Source organism: Streptomyces sp. NBC_00483, from assembly GCF_036013745.1.
Lineage (GTDB): Bacteria > Actinomycetota > Actinomycetes > Streptomycetales > Streptomycetaceae > Streptomyces.
On record NZ_CP107880.1, the window covers coordinates 9,241,965 to 9,255,502 of the forward strand.

At 70.3% G+C, this 13,538-nt stretch carries 13 protein-coding genes; 5 read left to right on the top strand and 8 right to left on the bottom strand.

The window, feature by feature from the left end; translation table 11 throughout:
• Positions 1 to 73 precede the first annotated feature (73 nt).
• The 3 genes from OHA73_RS41330 to OHA73_RS41340 are packed head-to-tail and all read right to left on the bottom strand — an operon-like array spanning position 74 to position 3,227.
• A complete protein-coding gene (locus tag OHA73_RS41330; RefSeq protein WP_327657849.1) occupies positions 74 to 922 on the bottom strand; it encodes a carbohydrate ABC transporter permease in 849 nt (282 codons plus the stop codon).
• Positions 919 to 1,902, bottom strand: coding sequence for a carbohydrate ABC transporter permease (locus OHA73_RS41335; protein ID WP_327657850.1), 984 nt, complete (start codon positions 1,900 to 1,902; stop codon positions 919 to 921). Before OHA73_RS41335 ends, OHA73_RS41330 begins: the two co-directional genes overlap by 4 nt.
• Positions 1,899 to 3,227 carry an extracellular solute-binding protein gene (locus tag OHA73_RS41340; protein WP_327657851.1) on the bottom strand — a complete coding sequence of 443 codons (1,329 nt, stop codon included), beginning with the start codon at positions 3,225 to 3,227 and terminating at the stop codon, positions 1,899 to 1,901. The genes OHA73_RS41335 and OHA73_RS41340 overlap by 4 nt, the downstream gene beginning before the upstream one ends.
• A gap of 168 nt (positions 3,228 to 3,395) precedes the next feature.
• On the opposite strand from OHA73_RS41340, the gene OHA73_RS41345 reads away from it, so the two are divergent.
• The gene (locus OHA73_RS41345; protein ID WP_327657852.1) at positions 3,396 to 4,421 is read left to right on the top strand and encodes a LacI family DNA-binding transcriptional regulator; all 1,026 of its coding nucleotides are present in this window, start codon (positions 3,396 to 3,398) and stop codon (positions 4,419 to 4,421) included.
• 58 nt (positions 4,422 to 4,479) lie between these two features.
• Here OHA73_RS41345 and OHA73_RS41350 read toward each other — a convergent pair whose 3' ends face one another.
• Positions 4,480 to 4,848, bottom strand: coding sequence for a hypothetical protein (locus OHA73_RS41350; RefSeq protein WP_327657853.1), 369 nt, complete (start codon positions 4,846 to 4,848; stop codon positions 4,480 to 4,482).
• A 447-nt stretch (positions 4,849 to 5,295) separates the two neighbouring features.
• Between OHA73_RS41350 and OHA73_RS41355 the strand changes: the two genes are divergently transcribed.
• From OHA73_RS41355 to OHA73_RS41370, 4 genes are read left to right on the top strand one after another with little or no spacing between them, the layout of a single operon-like run.
• On the top strand, positions 5,296 to 6,357 hold the full coding sequence (locus tag OHA73_RS41355) for an ABC transporter substrate-binding protein (RefSeq protein WP_327657854.1): 1,062 nt from the start codon (positions 5,296 to 5,298) through the stop codon (positions 6,355 to 6,357).
• A complete protein-coding gene (locus OHA73_RS41360) occupies positions 6,354 to 7,220 on the top strand; it encodes an ABC transporter permease (protein WP_443063180.1) in 867 nt (288 codons plus the stop codon). The genes OHA73_RS41355 and OHA73_RS41360 overlap by 4 nt, the downstream gene beginning before the upstream one ends.
• Positions 7,196 to 8,023, top strand: coding sequence for an ABC transporter ATP-binding protein (locus tag OHA73_RS41365; RefSeq protein ID WP_327657855.1), 828 nt, complete (start codon positions 7,196 to 7,198; stop codon positions 8,021 to 8,023). The genes OHA73_RS41360 and OHA73_RS41365 overlap by 25 nt, the downstream gene beginning before the upstream one ends.
• Positions 8,020 to 9,114: an LLM class flavin-dependent oxidoreductase gene (locus OHA73_RS41370; protein ID WP_327657856.1), complete on the top strand. Its 1,095-nt coding sequence runs from the start codon at positions 8,020 to 8,022 to the stop codon at positions 9,112 to 9,114. Before OHA73_RS41365 ends, OHA73_RS41370 begins: the two co-directional genes overlap by 4 nt.
• On the opposite strand, the gene manD is transcribed toward OHA73_RS41370, so the two are convergent.
• The 4 genes from manD to OHA73_RS41390 form a co-directional block, all read right to left on the bottom strand.
• Complete coding sequence (manD, locus tag OHA73_RS41375) at positions 9,102 to 10,298, bottom strand: D-mannonate dehydratase ManD (protein WP_327657857.1); 1,197 nt, start codon at positions 10,296 to 10,298, stop codon at positions 9,102 to 9,104. The two genes, OHA73_RS41370 and manD, sit on opposite strands and share 13 nt — an antisense overlap.
• 63 nt (positions 10,299 to 10,361) lie before the next feature.
• Entirely contained in the window at positions 10,362 to 11,186 is an 825-nt protein-coding gene (locus tag OHA73_RS41380; RefSeq protein ID WP_327657858.1) for a carbohydrate ABC transporter permease, read from the bottom strand.
• Complete coding sequence (locus OHA73_RS41385; protein ID WP_327657859.1) at positions 11,183 to 12,145, bottom strand: carbohydrate ABC transporter permease; 963 nt, start codon at positions 12,143 to 12,145, stop codon at positions 11,183 to 11,185. The genes OHA73_RS41380 and OHA73_RS41385 overlap by 4 nt, the downstream gene beginning before the upstream one ends.
• Positions 12,145 to 13,455 carry an ABC transporter substrate-binding protein gene (locus tag OHA73_RS41390; protein WP_327657860.1) on the bottom strand — a complete coding sequence of 437 codons (1,311 nt, stop codon included), beginning with the start codon at positions 13,453 to 13,455 and terminating at the stop codon, positions 12,145 to 12,147. The genes OHA73_RS41385 and OHA73_RS41390 overlap by 1 nt, the downstream gene beginning before the upstream one ends.
• Positions 13,456 to 13,538: the final 83 nt, after the last annotated feature.

Below are 13,538 nucleotides of genomic sequence, written 5' to 3' on the forward strand. Positions count from 1 at the left end.
CTTTCGGGGTTGTGCGGTGTGCCCGCCCGGCGGGTGCCGGCCGAGCAGGTGGTACGCGGGACGGCGGGGTGGGTCAGCCCTTGACCGCGCCCGTGGTCATGCCGGACACGACCGCCCGGCGGAAAATCAGGACCAGCAGGGCGATCGGCACGGTGGCCACCATCGCCCCGGCGAAGATCACTCCGTACGGGACCTGGTACTGGCTGGTGAACAGGGCGATGCCCACGGAGACGGTGCGCCGGTCGTCGACGCCGTTGAAGGTGAGCGCCAGCAGGAACTCGGACCAGGTGGCGGTGAAGGAGAACACCCCGGCGGTGAACAGGCCGGGCCGGGCCAGCGGCAGGATCACCGTCAGCGCGGTGCGCCAGGGCCCCGCGCCGTCGACGGTCGCCGCCTCCTCCAGCTCGCCCGGGATCTTGCTGAGGTAGTTGCGCATGATCCAGACGGCGAACGGCAGGTTCAGCGCCACGTACGGGACGATCAGGCCGGGATAGCTGTTGAGCAGGCCGGCTTGACGCTCCATCAGGAACAGCGGGACGAGCAGCGCGATCGGCGGGAAAACCGACAGCATCAGCAGTGCCGTCATGACGGCGCCCCGCCCGCGCAGCCCGAACCGGGCGAGTGCGTAGCCGGCGAAGAACGCCAGGGACAGGATCAGGATCGTCGACACACAGGCGACGATGACGCTGTTCAGGAAGTACTGGCCGATCCCGTTGCGCACGAACGCCGTCGTGTAGTTGTCGAGCGTCGGCGCCTTCGGCAGCAGGGTCGGCGGCGTCGCGCTGATCTCGGCGGGGCCCTTGAGCGATGCCGATGCCATCCACAGCAGCGGCAGGGTGGCACAGACGGCGATCAGGAGACCCCCGGCGTTGACGACATTGATGTACCGGCGGACACCGGAGCGCTGGGTGTGGCGGCTCATCCTCGGACCTCCTCATCGGTCTGGGCGCGAAGGACGCGCAGGAACAGCAGGCAGCAGGCCATGACGATGGCCGCGGTGGAGACGGCGACGGCGGCGCCCCCGCCGAAGTCGAGATCCTGGAAGAGGATCCGGTAGCCGAGCATCGCCACCGACTGGGTGGCCGTGCCGGGACCGCCCTGGGTCAGGACGAACGGCAGGTCGAAGATGCCGAAGGCCTGGAGGATGCGGAAGAGCACCGCGATGGCCACGATCGGCTTCAGCTGCGGCAGCGTGACCCGCCAGAACGTCGTCCAGGGCCCGGCCCCGTCGATCTCGGCGGCCTCGTACACCTCCGCCGAGATCAGCATCAGCCCCGCGAGCACGACGATCGCCACGAACGGCGTGGTCTTCCACACGTCGACGACGACCATCGCGGCCATCGCGGGAACCGGCCGCCCCAGGATGTCCGGCTGGGTGCCGAGTACCTGCTCGCACAGCCAACTCACGGCTCCGTACGTGCCGTTGAAGAGGTACGACCACAGCTGGGCGGCGACGACGTTGATGAGCGCCCACGGCAGCAGAAGCAGGGCGATGAGCCAGCCGCGGGCCGCGCCGAGCCGTTCGAGAACCAGCGCGGCGAGCGTGCCGAGGACCAGTTCGAGCAGCACGGAGACGATCGTGAATCCCAGCGTGAACGCGAGTGCGTGGTACCACTCGGGATTGCTCAGCAGCGCCTCGTAGTGTGCGAACGTGGGGGACCCGAGGCGCAACCCGCCGTAGTCGAGGCGCACTTCGGCAAAGGACAGCGCCAGCGAGAAGACCACGGGGAAGACCGTCACCACCGTGACGACCAGCAGAGCGGGCGAGGCGAAGAGCCAACCGGTGCGGGTGCGGCGGCGCGCGCCGGAACCGGCCGACGGGGTCTGCCGACCCGGGGGTGCGGAACGACTGTCGCCGCCCTTCGCCGGTGTCGATGTCTTCGACTGCAGCGCGGTACTCACAGCGCTTTCCCTTCCAGAGCCTTACGGAGGCCGTCTTGCGCGGCACGAACCCCGGCCGCGGGGGAGAGGTCGCCACCGACGACCGCGTTGGCCGGTGTGTAGAGCGCCTTGCTGACCTGCGGGTAGTGCGGGGTCTGCACGGGCCGGGCGACCAGGTGCAGATCGGCGGCACGCAGCACCGTCGGGTCACCCGCTGCGCGTGCCTCGCGCCCGTGCAGCACAGAGGTCATGGCGGGGATGACACCGGCCTCCCGGGCGAGCAGCCGCTGCACCTCCTCGCCGGCGCAGAACCGGGCGAACTCCATTGCGGTGCCGAGCTGTTGGGAGCTGGGATTGACGAAGTTGCTCCAGCCGCCGGCGCACGAGACACCACGGCGGCCGGTGCCCTCGAAGCCCGGACGGAGCGCGACGCCCACCTTGCCCGCGACACGCGAGACGTTCGGGGTGCTGCTGTTGACCCACGCGTAGGACCAGTTGCGCAGGAACAGGCCACGCCCGTTGACGAACGCGTCCTGGGAGTCCGACTCCTCATAGGTCGTCACCGTCCGGGGTGTGACCCCGGACGTGGTGAACTCCGCCATCAGCGAGAACGCCCGCTCCGCCGCCGCCCCGCTCAGGGCGGCCCTGCCCCGCTCGTCGAGGACGGTGCCGCCCGCGTCGGCGAGGAACTCGGTGACGTTCGCCGTCAGTGACTCGGTCACGGCGGCCTGCCACAGGAACCCGGCCGCCGTGTCCCCGGCCCGCTGCACGGTGCGCGAGGTGTGCAGCAATTCCTCCCAGCTCCGGGGGACCCGCAGTCCGTGCTTGGCCAGCAGGTCCTTGCGGTAGAAGAGGTACGTGCTGTCGAGGAAGAACGGCACTGCGTACGCCGTGCCCCGGTACGTGGAACTGCGCCGCAGGGCCTCCGGGTAGGCGTCCCAGAAACCGTCCGGCAGCAGCTCGTTCACGGGCAGGGCGAGCGCGGCCCGGCCGAACTGCGTGGGCCAGGTCGTGTCGCCCAGGTAGACGTCGGGCTGGGGCGAGCCGCCGGCGAGCTGGGTCGCGATGGCGCTGCGGTTGCCGTCCGACGTCGACAGCGCGTTGATCTTCGAGATCCGGACGTTGGGGTGGCGTCGCTCGAAGGCCCGGATGATCAGGTCGGCGACGACGGCACCCCGGCGCGACGGGATCTCGGAGACCCACCAGGTCAGCCGGGCCGGCTTCTTCGGCGTCGTCGCCGCCTGGGCGACCAGGTCGTCGACGTCCCTCCCTCCGCATCCGGACGCCAGTCCGGCCGCGACGGCGCTCCCGACGCCGGCGAGCACGGTTCTGCGGTGCAGGGTCATGGCATGCTCCTCCCCTTTCATGCCGCCGAATGACAGCGCTAGCACGGTAGGGAGCCGCAAGATTCACTGTCAATGGCCTTGGCGAAGACATTGCAGGCAATCCTTGAAATGACAGCGTTGGCATTACCGGGCTCGGCGAGGCGTGATCGCTGTGTTAGCGTCCCGCTCATGACTGGTGAACGGGGCGCCACGCTGGCGGATGTCGCACAGAGGGCCGGAGTGTCTCCCTCGACCGTCTCGCGCACGCTGCGCGGTCTGTCGACGGTGTCACCGCAGACCCGCGAGCGCGTCGAACAGGCCGCCCGCGAGCTGTCGTTCGCGATCTCGCGCAGCGCCTCCAGTCTCGTGACCGGGCGCACCGGCAGGATCGCCGTGCTCGTGCCGAACATGGAGTCCTGGTTCCTGGGCGCCGTACTGGCAGGACTCGCACCCGAACTGAACGCTGCCGGGCTCGACCTGCTCGTCTACAGCGTCACCACCGCCGAACAGCGGGCCCGGTTCTTCGACCGACTGCCCGCCCGCCGCAACGCGGACGCGCTGCTCGTCGTCAGCTTCGCGCTCTCCCCCGAGGAGCGGGAGCGCCTTGACGGCCTCGGCATGCCGCTGGTCTTCGTCAGCCAGCACGAGAAGGGCCGGGCCAGTGTCTACGTGGACGACGCGGAGGCCGCCCTGCGGGGCACCCGGCACCTGCTCAACCTCGGTCACCGCCGCATCGCCTACATCGAGCCCGCCGACGACTCGGGCTTCGCCTGGAGCAGCCGCGCCCGCCTTGAGGGGTACCGGGCCGCGCTGACGGAGGCCGGTGTCGAGCACGACGAGGACCTGGTCCGGCAGGTCGCGCAGTGGCAGGGGCCGAGCCTGGACGCGGCGGTCGGGCGGCTGCTCTCCCTCACCGAGCCACCCACGGCGATCTTCGCCGAGACGGACGACATCGCCTTCCGGCTGCTGACCGTGTTGCGCGGGGCGAACGTGCCGGTGCCGGACCGCATGTCCGTCCTCGGCTTCGACGACCACGCGATGGCGGCGCCGTGGGACCTGTCCACGATGGCGCAGCCCGCCCGCCAACTCGGCGTCACCGCAGCGGAATTGGCACGCGCCGTGATCCAGGAACCCGAGGCGAACTTGGAGCGCCATGTCGTCCTGCCGGTGGAGCTGGTGCCGCGGGGGAGCACGGGGCTCGCCCCGCGGCAGTAGTGCGGTCCCGGACCGGGATCAGCAGTCGCACACCCCCGGGACCGGGATCAGCGGTACATCAGCAGTCGCGAACCGGATCCGTCTCGCTGTAGATGTCGGTGTCCTTCATGAAGCCGAGCTGGCCGTTGTCCGCCACCGTCATCAGCCAGCGCGTCGGGTGCGGCCCGCCGACCCAGTCCTGGCCGTCCATCTTGCAGTAGAACCAGCTGGGGTTGGAGTTCATGTACCCGACCACCCTGCCGGGGTCCGGGTAGAGGTGGTTGTTGCCGATGGTGCCGTACACCGGGGCGCCGGCGACGTTGTGACACCAGTGCCGGTTCCCGTCCTGCCAGCAGCCGTCCGCGGCCGAGGCCGTGGGCGCGAGGGTGACGACGGCGCCTGCGGCGAGGGCCACCGCGCCCAGGACCGAAGCGAGCTTCCTCTTCATACAACTCCCCATGTTGTGGCCCCCATTGGGGCGACGAACGTTGTTGTCGTGCCGCCCTGGTCAGGGGCGGCCGCTGGGGAAGACGGTGCCGCGCGCGGGTGCGGTTGCCGGGGCCGGGCGGTCTTCACTCGTCCGGGCGTACGCAACACGCGTATGGCTCCTGCATGAAAGGGGTATTGCAGTCCGGCCCCGGGCGCTCCACGCCCTTGACCCGCCTCCGGCGGCCTGGCTAGCTTCGGCGGCATGTCCGACGACCAGCGGTATCACAAGCGCCGAGCCATCGATCTGATGCGCGTCGCCACCGCCGTGTGTAGCTGAGCCGCGGCGCCCGTTCAACGGGCGCGCATCCTCGCGTACTTGCCTCCCTCCCCGGGGTCCCACGCCTGCTCCGGTGTGCCGCCCCTCCTCTCTGTGAAGGCACGAATGAAGCCCCGTCTCCGCATACCCATGTCCAGATTCCGGAGCGCCGCGGTCGTCGGTTCGCTCGCCGCGGCCCTGCTGCTCACCTCCTGCGCGAACAACTCGACCTCGACGAGCGGTAGTCGGAACGTCGCGTCGAAGAAGATCCCGGCCAAGGTGTCGGCGGACACCACGCTCACCGTCGGCGCTCCGATCCTGAAGGTCGCCCTCGAACTGTCCGGGCAGATCGACAAGCTGCCCTTCAGGGTGAAGTGGGCCAACATCAGTGGCGGCCCGCAGTGCTCCGAGGCCTTTCGCGCCGATGCCCTCGACATCTGCTCCGCGGCCGAGATCCCGTCCATCAACGCCCACTGGACCGGGCTCGACACCAAGCTCGTCGGCGCCGAGTTCCGCAAGGATCCGATCGCCGACCCGATCTACGAGCTGGGCATCGCGCCGGGCGCCGGCATCAAGAAGCTCGCCGATCTGCGCGGCAAGAAGATCGCCTACAGTCCGGGCCAGGCGCAGGGCGCTCTCGTGCTGCGCATTCTGAAGAAGGCAGGGCTCGGTAAACAGGACGTGAAGCTCGTCGAGCTGGCCAGTACTGGTGATGTGTTTCCGACGGCCCTCGGCAATCACCAGGTCGATGCCGCGCCCATCGCCGGTGTCAACATCAAGCGCTACCTCACGAAGTACGGCCGGGACGGTGCCACCACCATCCGGCACGGGTTGCGCGACGATCCCGGACACCTGTGGGCGCTGACCGACGCGGTCGCCGACGGGCAGAAGTCCGCTGCCATCAAGGAACTCATCCGCTTCTGGGCACGCGCCGAGGTCTGGATCGACGCGCATCCCAAGGAGTGGATCGAGGGCTACTACGTCAAGGACCAGGGGCTCAGTCGCGAGGACGGCGAGTATCTCGTCGCGCACGCGGGTCATCCGGTTTTCCCGGCCAGCTGGAAGGGGGCGATCGCGCGGCAGCAGCAGACCGTCGATCTGCTCGCGAAGGAGCAGAAGCACGAGCGCTTCGACGCGGGCGTTCTCTTCGACCGGCGCTACGAGCGGGTCGCCGCGGACGCGGTGGCCGGCGAGGGTGGTGAACAGGCGTGAGTTCAACCGCTGTTGAGTTGAAGGTCGAGGAGGGGGCCGCGGCCGGGGCGGGGGAGCGTCCGGCGCACGCGTCCCGGCCCCGCGTCCGCAAGCGGCTCGCTCCCGGACGGCCCGTCCCCTACGGCTGGGCGCTCGGCCCGCTCCTGTTGCTCGCCGCATGGGCAGTCGGCTCGGGCGCAGGCCTGATCGACCCGCGCAACCTGCCCGCTCCGTGGGTCATCGCGAGCACCGCGGGCGACCTCATCGCCGACGGCAGGCTCCAGTCGAACCTCGCCATCTCCGCCCAACGCGCCTTCCTGGGGCTGGTGTTCGGCGTGCTGGCCGGGCTCGCGCTCGCGCTCGTGTCGGGGCTGAGCCGGATCGGCGAGGGGCTCGTCGACGGGCCCGTGCAGATCAAGCGGTCGATTCCCTCGCTCGCACTGATTCCGCTGCTGATCCTGTGGTTCGGCATCGGCGAGTCGATGAAGGTCGTCACCATCGCGCTCGGGGTGTTCGTGCCGATCTACATCCACACCCACAACGGGCTGCGCGGCATCGACAGCCGCTACGTCGAACTCGCCGAGACGGTCCGCCTGGGGCGTGCCCGGTTCGTGCGGCACGTGGTGCTGCCGGGCGCACTGCCGGGCTTCCTGCTCGGACTGCGGTTCGCGGTGACCGGGGCGTGGCTCGCCCTCGTCGTGGTCGAGCAGGTCAACGCCACCAGTGGCATCGGCTACATGATGGAGCTGGCACGGACGTACGGACAGACCGACGTGATCCTCGTCGGGCTCGTCGTGTACGGAGTGCTCGGCCTCGTCTCCGACGCCCTCGTACGGCTCGTGGAGAGAAAGGCGCTGACATGGCGACGTACCTTGGCCGGCTGAACCCCGTACGGCACGACGGTGCGGCGTCGGCCGCTGCCGTACGCATCGAGGGACTTGTCCGTACCCTCGGTGGGCGTGACGTACTGAACGGGCTGCAACTCTCCATCGCGGAAGGCGAGTTCGTCGCCCTGCTCGGTCGCAGCGGCTCCGGCAAGAGCACTCTGCTGCGGGCCTTGGCCCGGCTGGACCACGATGTGCCGGGCCGGGGCGAGCTGATCGCGCCCGACAACGTGTCCGTGGTGTTCCAGGACGCCCGGCTGCTGCCCTGGAGGCGACTGCTGGACAACGTGGTCCTCGGTCTCGACGGGCCGGACGCGGTGGAGCGCGGGCGCACCGCCCTGGCCGAGGTCGGGCTCGAAGGGCGCGAGCGGGCATGGCCGATCGAGCTGTCCGGCGGCGAGCAGCAGCGGGTCTCGCTCGCCCGCTCCCTGGTGCGTGAGCCTCAACTCCTCCTCGCCGACGAACCGTTCGGCGCGCTCGACGCCCTGACCCGGATCCGGATGCACGGGCTGCTCCGGCAACTGTGCGAGCGGCACCGGCCCGCGGTCCTCCTGGTCACCCATGACGTCGACGAGGCCATCGCGCTCGCCGACCGGGTGGTCCTCCTGGAGGAGGGCCGGATCGCCCTCGACCTCGCGGTGCGGCTCCCGGTGTCCCGCCGGCGCGGCGATCCCGAGGCCGCGGCCCTGCGCGAGCGGCTCCTGCGGCAACTCGGCGTCGAGGCCGCGGAGGACGCCGAGGGTGGCGCCGCTGCGGCGCAGGTCCATGGTGAGACGACTGGCGTGGAACCGGAGGGGCGATGACGTCGGCGACCGAGGAATTCCTGTGGTACATCCCCAACACCGTCGAGCCGGGACACCGCGGCGACGACACCAGGGCAGGCTGGGGCTCGATCGAGTTCTCCACGTGGCTCGCCCGCACCGCAGAGGAACACGGCTGGGGTGGCGCCCTGTTGGGCACCGGATGGGGTCGGCCCGACACCTTCACCGTGGCGACGGCGCTCGCCGCGCGGACCACCACGTTCAAGCCGCTGATCGCGATCCGTCCCGGCTACTGGCAGCCGGCCAACTTCGCGAGCGCGGCGGCCACTTTGGACCAGCTCAGCCTGGGGCGGGTGCTCGTCAACATCGTCAGCGGCCTGGACAACCCGGCCGCGTACGGTGACACGAACGTCGACCCCGCCGCGCGGTACGCGCGCACCCGGGAGTTTCTGCACCTGGTGCGGCGGCTGTGGACGGAAGAGGATGTCACCTTCGAGGGCGAGCACTTCCAGGTGCGTCACTCCACGGTCTCTCCCCGCCCGTACGAGGTTCCGGGCCGCGCGCATCCTCGGCTGTACTTCGGCGGTGCCTCCGAGGCCGCGGAGCGGGTCGCGGCGGCCGAGGCCGACGTCCAGCTGTTCTGGGGCGAACCCCTCGACGGGATCGCCGAACGCATCGACCGGCTGCGGAAGTTGAGCGAGTCGGAGGGCCGCGTCCACGCCCCGCTGGAGTTCGGGCTGCGGATCACCACGGTCGTCCGGGACACCAGCGAGGAGGCGTGGGAGGCGGCCGAGCGCAAGGTCGCGAAGATGGCCGAGGGCTCCGGTGACACCGCCTGGTCGGGCAACCGCCGCACGGCCGTCGGCCAGCGCCGACTCCTTGACCTGGCCGAGCGCGGCGAGGTGCTGGACCGCTGCCTGTACACCACGCCGGGCCGATTCGGCGGCGGGGGAGCGGGGACGACCTGGCTGGTCGGCTCCCCCGACGAGGTCGCGGCGGCCCTGCACGACTACCGCAGGCTCGGCATCTCCCACTTCGTCCTGTCCGACACCCCCTACCGGGAGGAGACCGCTCGCGTGGGCGACCAACTGCTTCCCCGGTTGCGGGAGTTGGCCTTGTCTCACCAGTCGTGAAGTGAACCGTCCTGGAGCCGGTTGACCGGCAGGTAGGCCTGCTCGTACGGGTGCCGGGCGGCCAGGGCCTCGTCCAGCTCGACGCCGAGGCCCGGCTGCTCGCCGGGGTGGAGGTGGCCGTCGGTGAAGGTGTAGGCGTGGCGGAAGACCTCGCCGGTGAGGGCGGTGTGCCCCGAGTACTCCTGGATGCCGAAGTTGTGCACCGCGAGGTCCAGGTGGAGTGCGGCCGCCAGGCCGACGGGGGAGATGTCCTCGGGGCCGTGGGTGGCGGTGCGGATCTGGTAGAGGGCGGCGAAGTCGAAGAGCTTCTTCAGCGGGGTGATGCCACCGAAGTGGGTGACCGCGGAGCGGACGTAGTCGATGAGCCGTTCCGTGATGAGGGTCTGGTAGTCGTGCACCGAGTTGAAGACCTCGCCGACCGCGAGGGGCGTGGTGGTGGCGCCGCGGACCTGCCGGAACGCCTCCTGGTTCTCCGCCGGGGTGCAGTCCTCCAGCCAGAACGGGCGGTACGGCTCCAGGTCGCGGCCGAGCCGTGCCGCCTGGGTCGGGGTGAGGCGGTGGTGTGCGTCGTGCAGCAGGGGCAGTTCGGGGCCGAACTCCTCGCGTACGGCCGCGAAGACGGTCGGCAGGTGGCGCAGGTAGGCCTCGGTGTCCCAGTCCTCCACCAGCGGGCGCTGCTGCTGGTGGGCGACGCCGGCGTGCACTCCGTAGACGGCCTTGAGGCCGGGGACGCCGGTCTGGATGCGGACGGCCTGGTAGCCCTCTTCGAGGCGGGCGCGCACCGAGTCCATCAGCTCCGGAACGGTGGCGCCGTTCGCGTGGCCGTAGGCCCGGATGCGCTCCCTGCTCGCCCCGCCGAGGAGTTGGTACAGCGGCATGCCCGCCGCCTTGGCCTTGATGTCCCACAAGGCGGTGTCCACGGCTGCGACGGCGGCCATGGTGACCGGGCCGCGCCGCCAGTAGGCGCCGCGGTAGAGGTACTGCCAGGTGTCCTCGATGCGGTGCGGGTCGAGCCCGGCCAGCAGCGGCGCGACGTGGTCCTCCAGGTAGCTGACGACGGCCAGTTCACGCCCGTTGAGGGTCGCGTCGCCCAGGCCGGTGAGGCCGTCGTCGGTGGTGAGCTTGAGGGTGACGAAGTTGCGTCCGGGGGAGGTGACGACGACCTTCGCTTCTACGATCTTCATGGGTCACTTTCTGTGAAACGTGCGGAACGTACGGGAGGTGGATCCGGGAGGCGCGGGGGTGCCTCAGCCCTTGGCTGCGCCCGAAGTGAGCCCGGCCACCAGGTACTTCTGGCCGAACAGTGCCGCGATCAGGACGGGGGCGGTGATGAGGGTGGCGGCCGCCATCAGGCCGCCCCAGTCGGTCGAGGCGTAGGACATGAACTGGAAGAGCGTCACCGGAACCGTCTGCGTGCTGTCGTCGGCGAAGACGAGGGCGAACATGAAGTTGTTCCAGCTGAAGACGAAGGCGAGCAGGCAGGCGGTGGCCGTTCCGGGTGCGGCCAGCGGCAGTGTGATGCGCCGGAACGCGCCGAAGGCGGACAGACCGTCGGTGCGCGCGGCCTCCTCCAGTTCGACGGGGAGCCCGGCGAAGAAGCTGATCATGATCCAGAGGATCAGCGGCACCGAGACGAACATGTGGCTGAGGATCAGGACGGTGTAGGACCCGACCAGGCCCAGCTGCGCGAACAGGTAGTACCAGGGGACCAGGAGCGAGATGGCAGGGACGATGCGGGCCACCAGGATCAGCGAGCCGGTGCGCTGCATCCCGAACCGGCCCACCGCCCACGCGGCCGGCACCGCGATCACCGCGGACAGCACCGTCGACACCACGCCGATCAGCAGCGAGTTGCCCATCGAGCGCAGGATCGGGCCCTCGGTCAGCACCGTGCGGATGTTCTCGAGCGTCGGGTGGAACCACAGGCCCACCGACGGGTCGGTCACCTGCACGTTCGTCTTGAACGCGGCGGCGATCATCCACACCATCGGCAGCGCGAAGACCAGCATCACGCACACGATCGCGGCGGCGCGCAGCCACCCCAGCCAGGCCTTGCTCCGCGGGGCGCTCATGCGTCCTTCCTTCCGCTGCTTGTGGCACGCCGCCGCAGTGCCACCACGACTCCGATGATCACGAGGGTGAACAGGACGAGGAGCGCGGCGGCGAGCCCGTACTCCTGGTAGTCGAAGGTGAGGCCGTAGGCGTAGACGTTGAGGGTCTCCACCTCGAAGTCGGCGCCGCCGCCCGGGCCCTTGGTGGCGTACAGCAGGTCGAAGGTCTTCAGCGCGTCGACGGCGCGCAGCACGAGTGCCGTGCCGAGTGCGGGGGTGAGCATCGGCAGGATCACGTAACGGAAGCGCTGCCAGGGTCCCGCGCCGTCCACGAGCGCCGCCTCCTCCGGCTCCTCGGGGAGCGTGGTGAGGCCGGCGAGCAGCAGCAGGGCCATCATCGGCGTCCACTGCCATACGTCGATCAGCATGAGCGTGGGCAGCGACTGGCCGACCGAGCCGAGGAACTCCATGCGGGGCATGCCGAGTTCGGACAGCAGGTGGTTGGCGATGCCGTTGGTCGGGTCCAGGATCAGCAGCCACAGGATGCCGATGGCTACCGGCGTGGTGAGCAGCGGGATGATCAGGACGGTGCGCACCCAGCGGATGCCACGGAACGGCTTGCGCAGCAGCATGGCCACGGCGAGGCCGAGCACGGTCTCCAACAGCACGGCGCCGACGGTGAATTCGAGCGTACGCCAGGCGGCGGGCCAGAAGCGGCGGGTGTCGGTGAGCAGGTCGCCGAAGTTGCGCAGGCCCACGTGGCTCGACCCGGCGTTCACCGCGCCGAACGCGTCGGTGAGGGAGAGGTTGACCGTGTACGCCAGCGGAAAGGCGATCATCAGGCCGACGAAGAGCAGCGCCGGGGTCAGCATCGCCCACTTCAGGCGCCGGTTGGACGACTCGAAGGAGCGCGGAGGCCGCCCGCGGCCGGGCTCGGTGGTGGACTGCCGTGTGCTGCCGGGTAGTTGGAGGGTCGCCATCACGACTCCTTGTGCCGGTTGTCGCGGACGAGGAACTCGCCGAACTCGGCGTCGGCGTCGCGGGCTGCCGGGGCGACGTCCTGGCCGAGGATCCCGGCCACCAGGGGGCGGCCGACGATGTCCCTGGCCCGCCCCACCTGAAGTACCTGAGGCCGGTCGTGCCCCAGACCGTGCGCGGCATTGGTGCGCATCGCGGCGGCCAGGTCGTCGGGGAAGGCCGCCAGGGTGCGCGCGTCCTCCCACGCCGAGCGGCGGGCGCCGGGGATCCCGGCCGCCTGGAGGGTGCGCGACATCCGCGGTCCCGCCGCCCAGCGGATGAACTGCCAGGCGTCGTCCTGCAGTCGGGAGAAGCGGTTGATGCCGAGGCTCCATGACGGGATGTTGTGCGGCTTCGCCCCGGCCGGGCCGGCAGGGAACGGTGCGAAGCCCACGTGCTTGCGTACGGTCGACACCTTGGGGTCCAGGAAGCCGCTGTAGACGGCGTCCGCCTCCACGCAGAACGCCGCCTTGCCCTGGGCGAAGATGGGGGTGACCTGCTCCAGGCTCATGTTGGTGGCACCGGGCGGGCCGGCCCGGTGCAGCAGCTTGCCGTAGTACCGGTAGGCGGCGAGCGCCTGCGGGGTACCGATGCCGGAGCGGCCGTCGACGGTGAAGTCCCCGCCGTGCGAGTACAGGAAGCTGGACCACTGGGAGACCGCCCCGTTGCGCTGGCCGCGCCCGGCGTATCCGTAGAACTGCTTGTCGCGTTCGGTGAGTTCGAGCGCCTGCCGCATCAGGTGGTCGAGGGTGCGGGGCGGGTCGGCGAGGTCCTTGCGGTAGTAGAGCACCGGCCGCTCCGTGACGACCGGCACGCTCAGGATGCGACCGCCGGTCGCGGAAGCGCGGCGCGGGGCCGGCTGGAAGTCCTGCCAGTCGAAACCGCTGTCGCCGTGGATGCGGCCGCCGAGGTCGGTGAGCCAGCCGTTGTGCGCGAAGACCAGCTGGTCCTGCAGGGCGCGGACCATCATCACGTCCACGTCGGTGCCGGACGCGTTGAGCTTTACGTTGTAGCTGCTGGTGAGCTGGTCGGCGGTGAGCAGGGTGATGCTGACCCTGCGGCCGATCTGCTCCTCGAACTCCTCCTTCCGGCGGCTGATGGCCTGCGACCAGACATGGTTGATCGCCATGATGCGCAGCGGTGTGTTCGCCGAGGGCGGCCCGCCGGAGCGTCCGCAGGCGCTGAGCGCCCCGGCCGCCCCGGCCCCGGCCGCAAGGCGGACGAAGCCGCGCCGGCCCATCCGACGCCGGCCCATCTTGTCCAGGGGGGACATCGTTGTCTCGTTCCTCTGAAGTCCGGTCCAACTGGTAGGACCAGTTGAGATGCGAGTGGACGCTAACAGCCACCGGGGCCGGT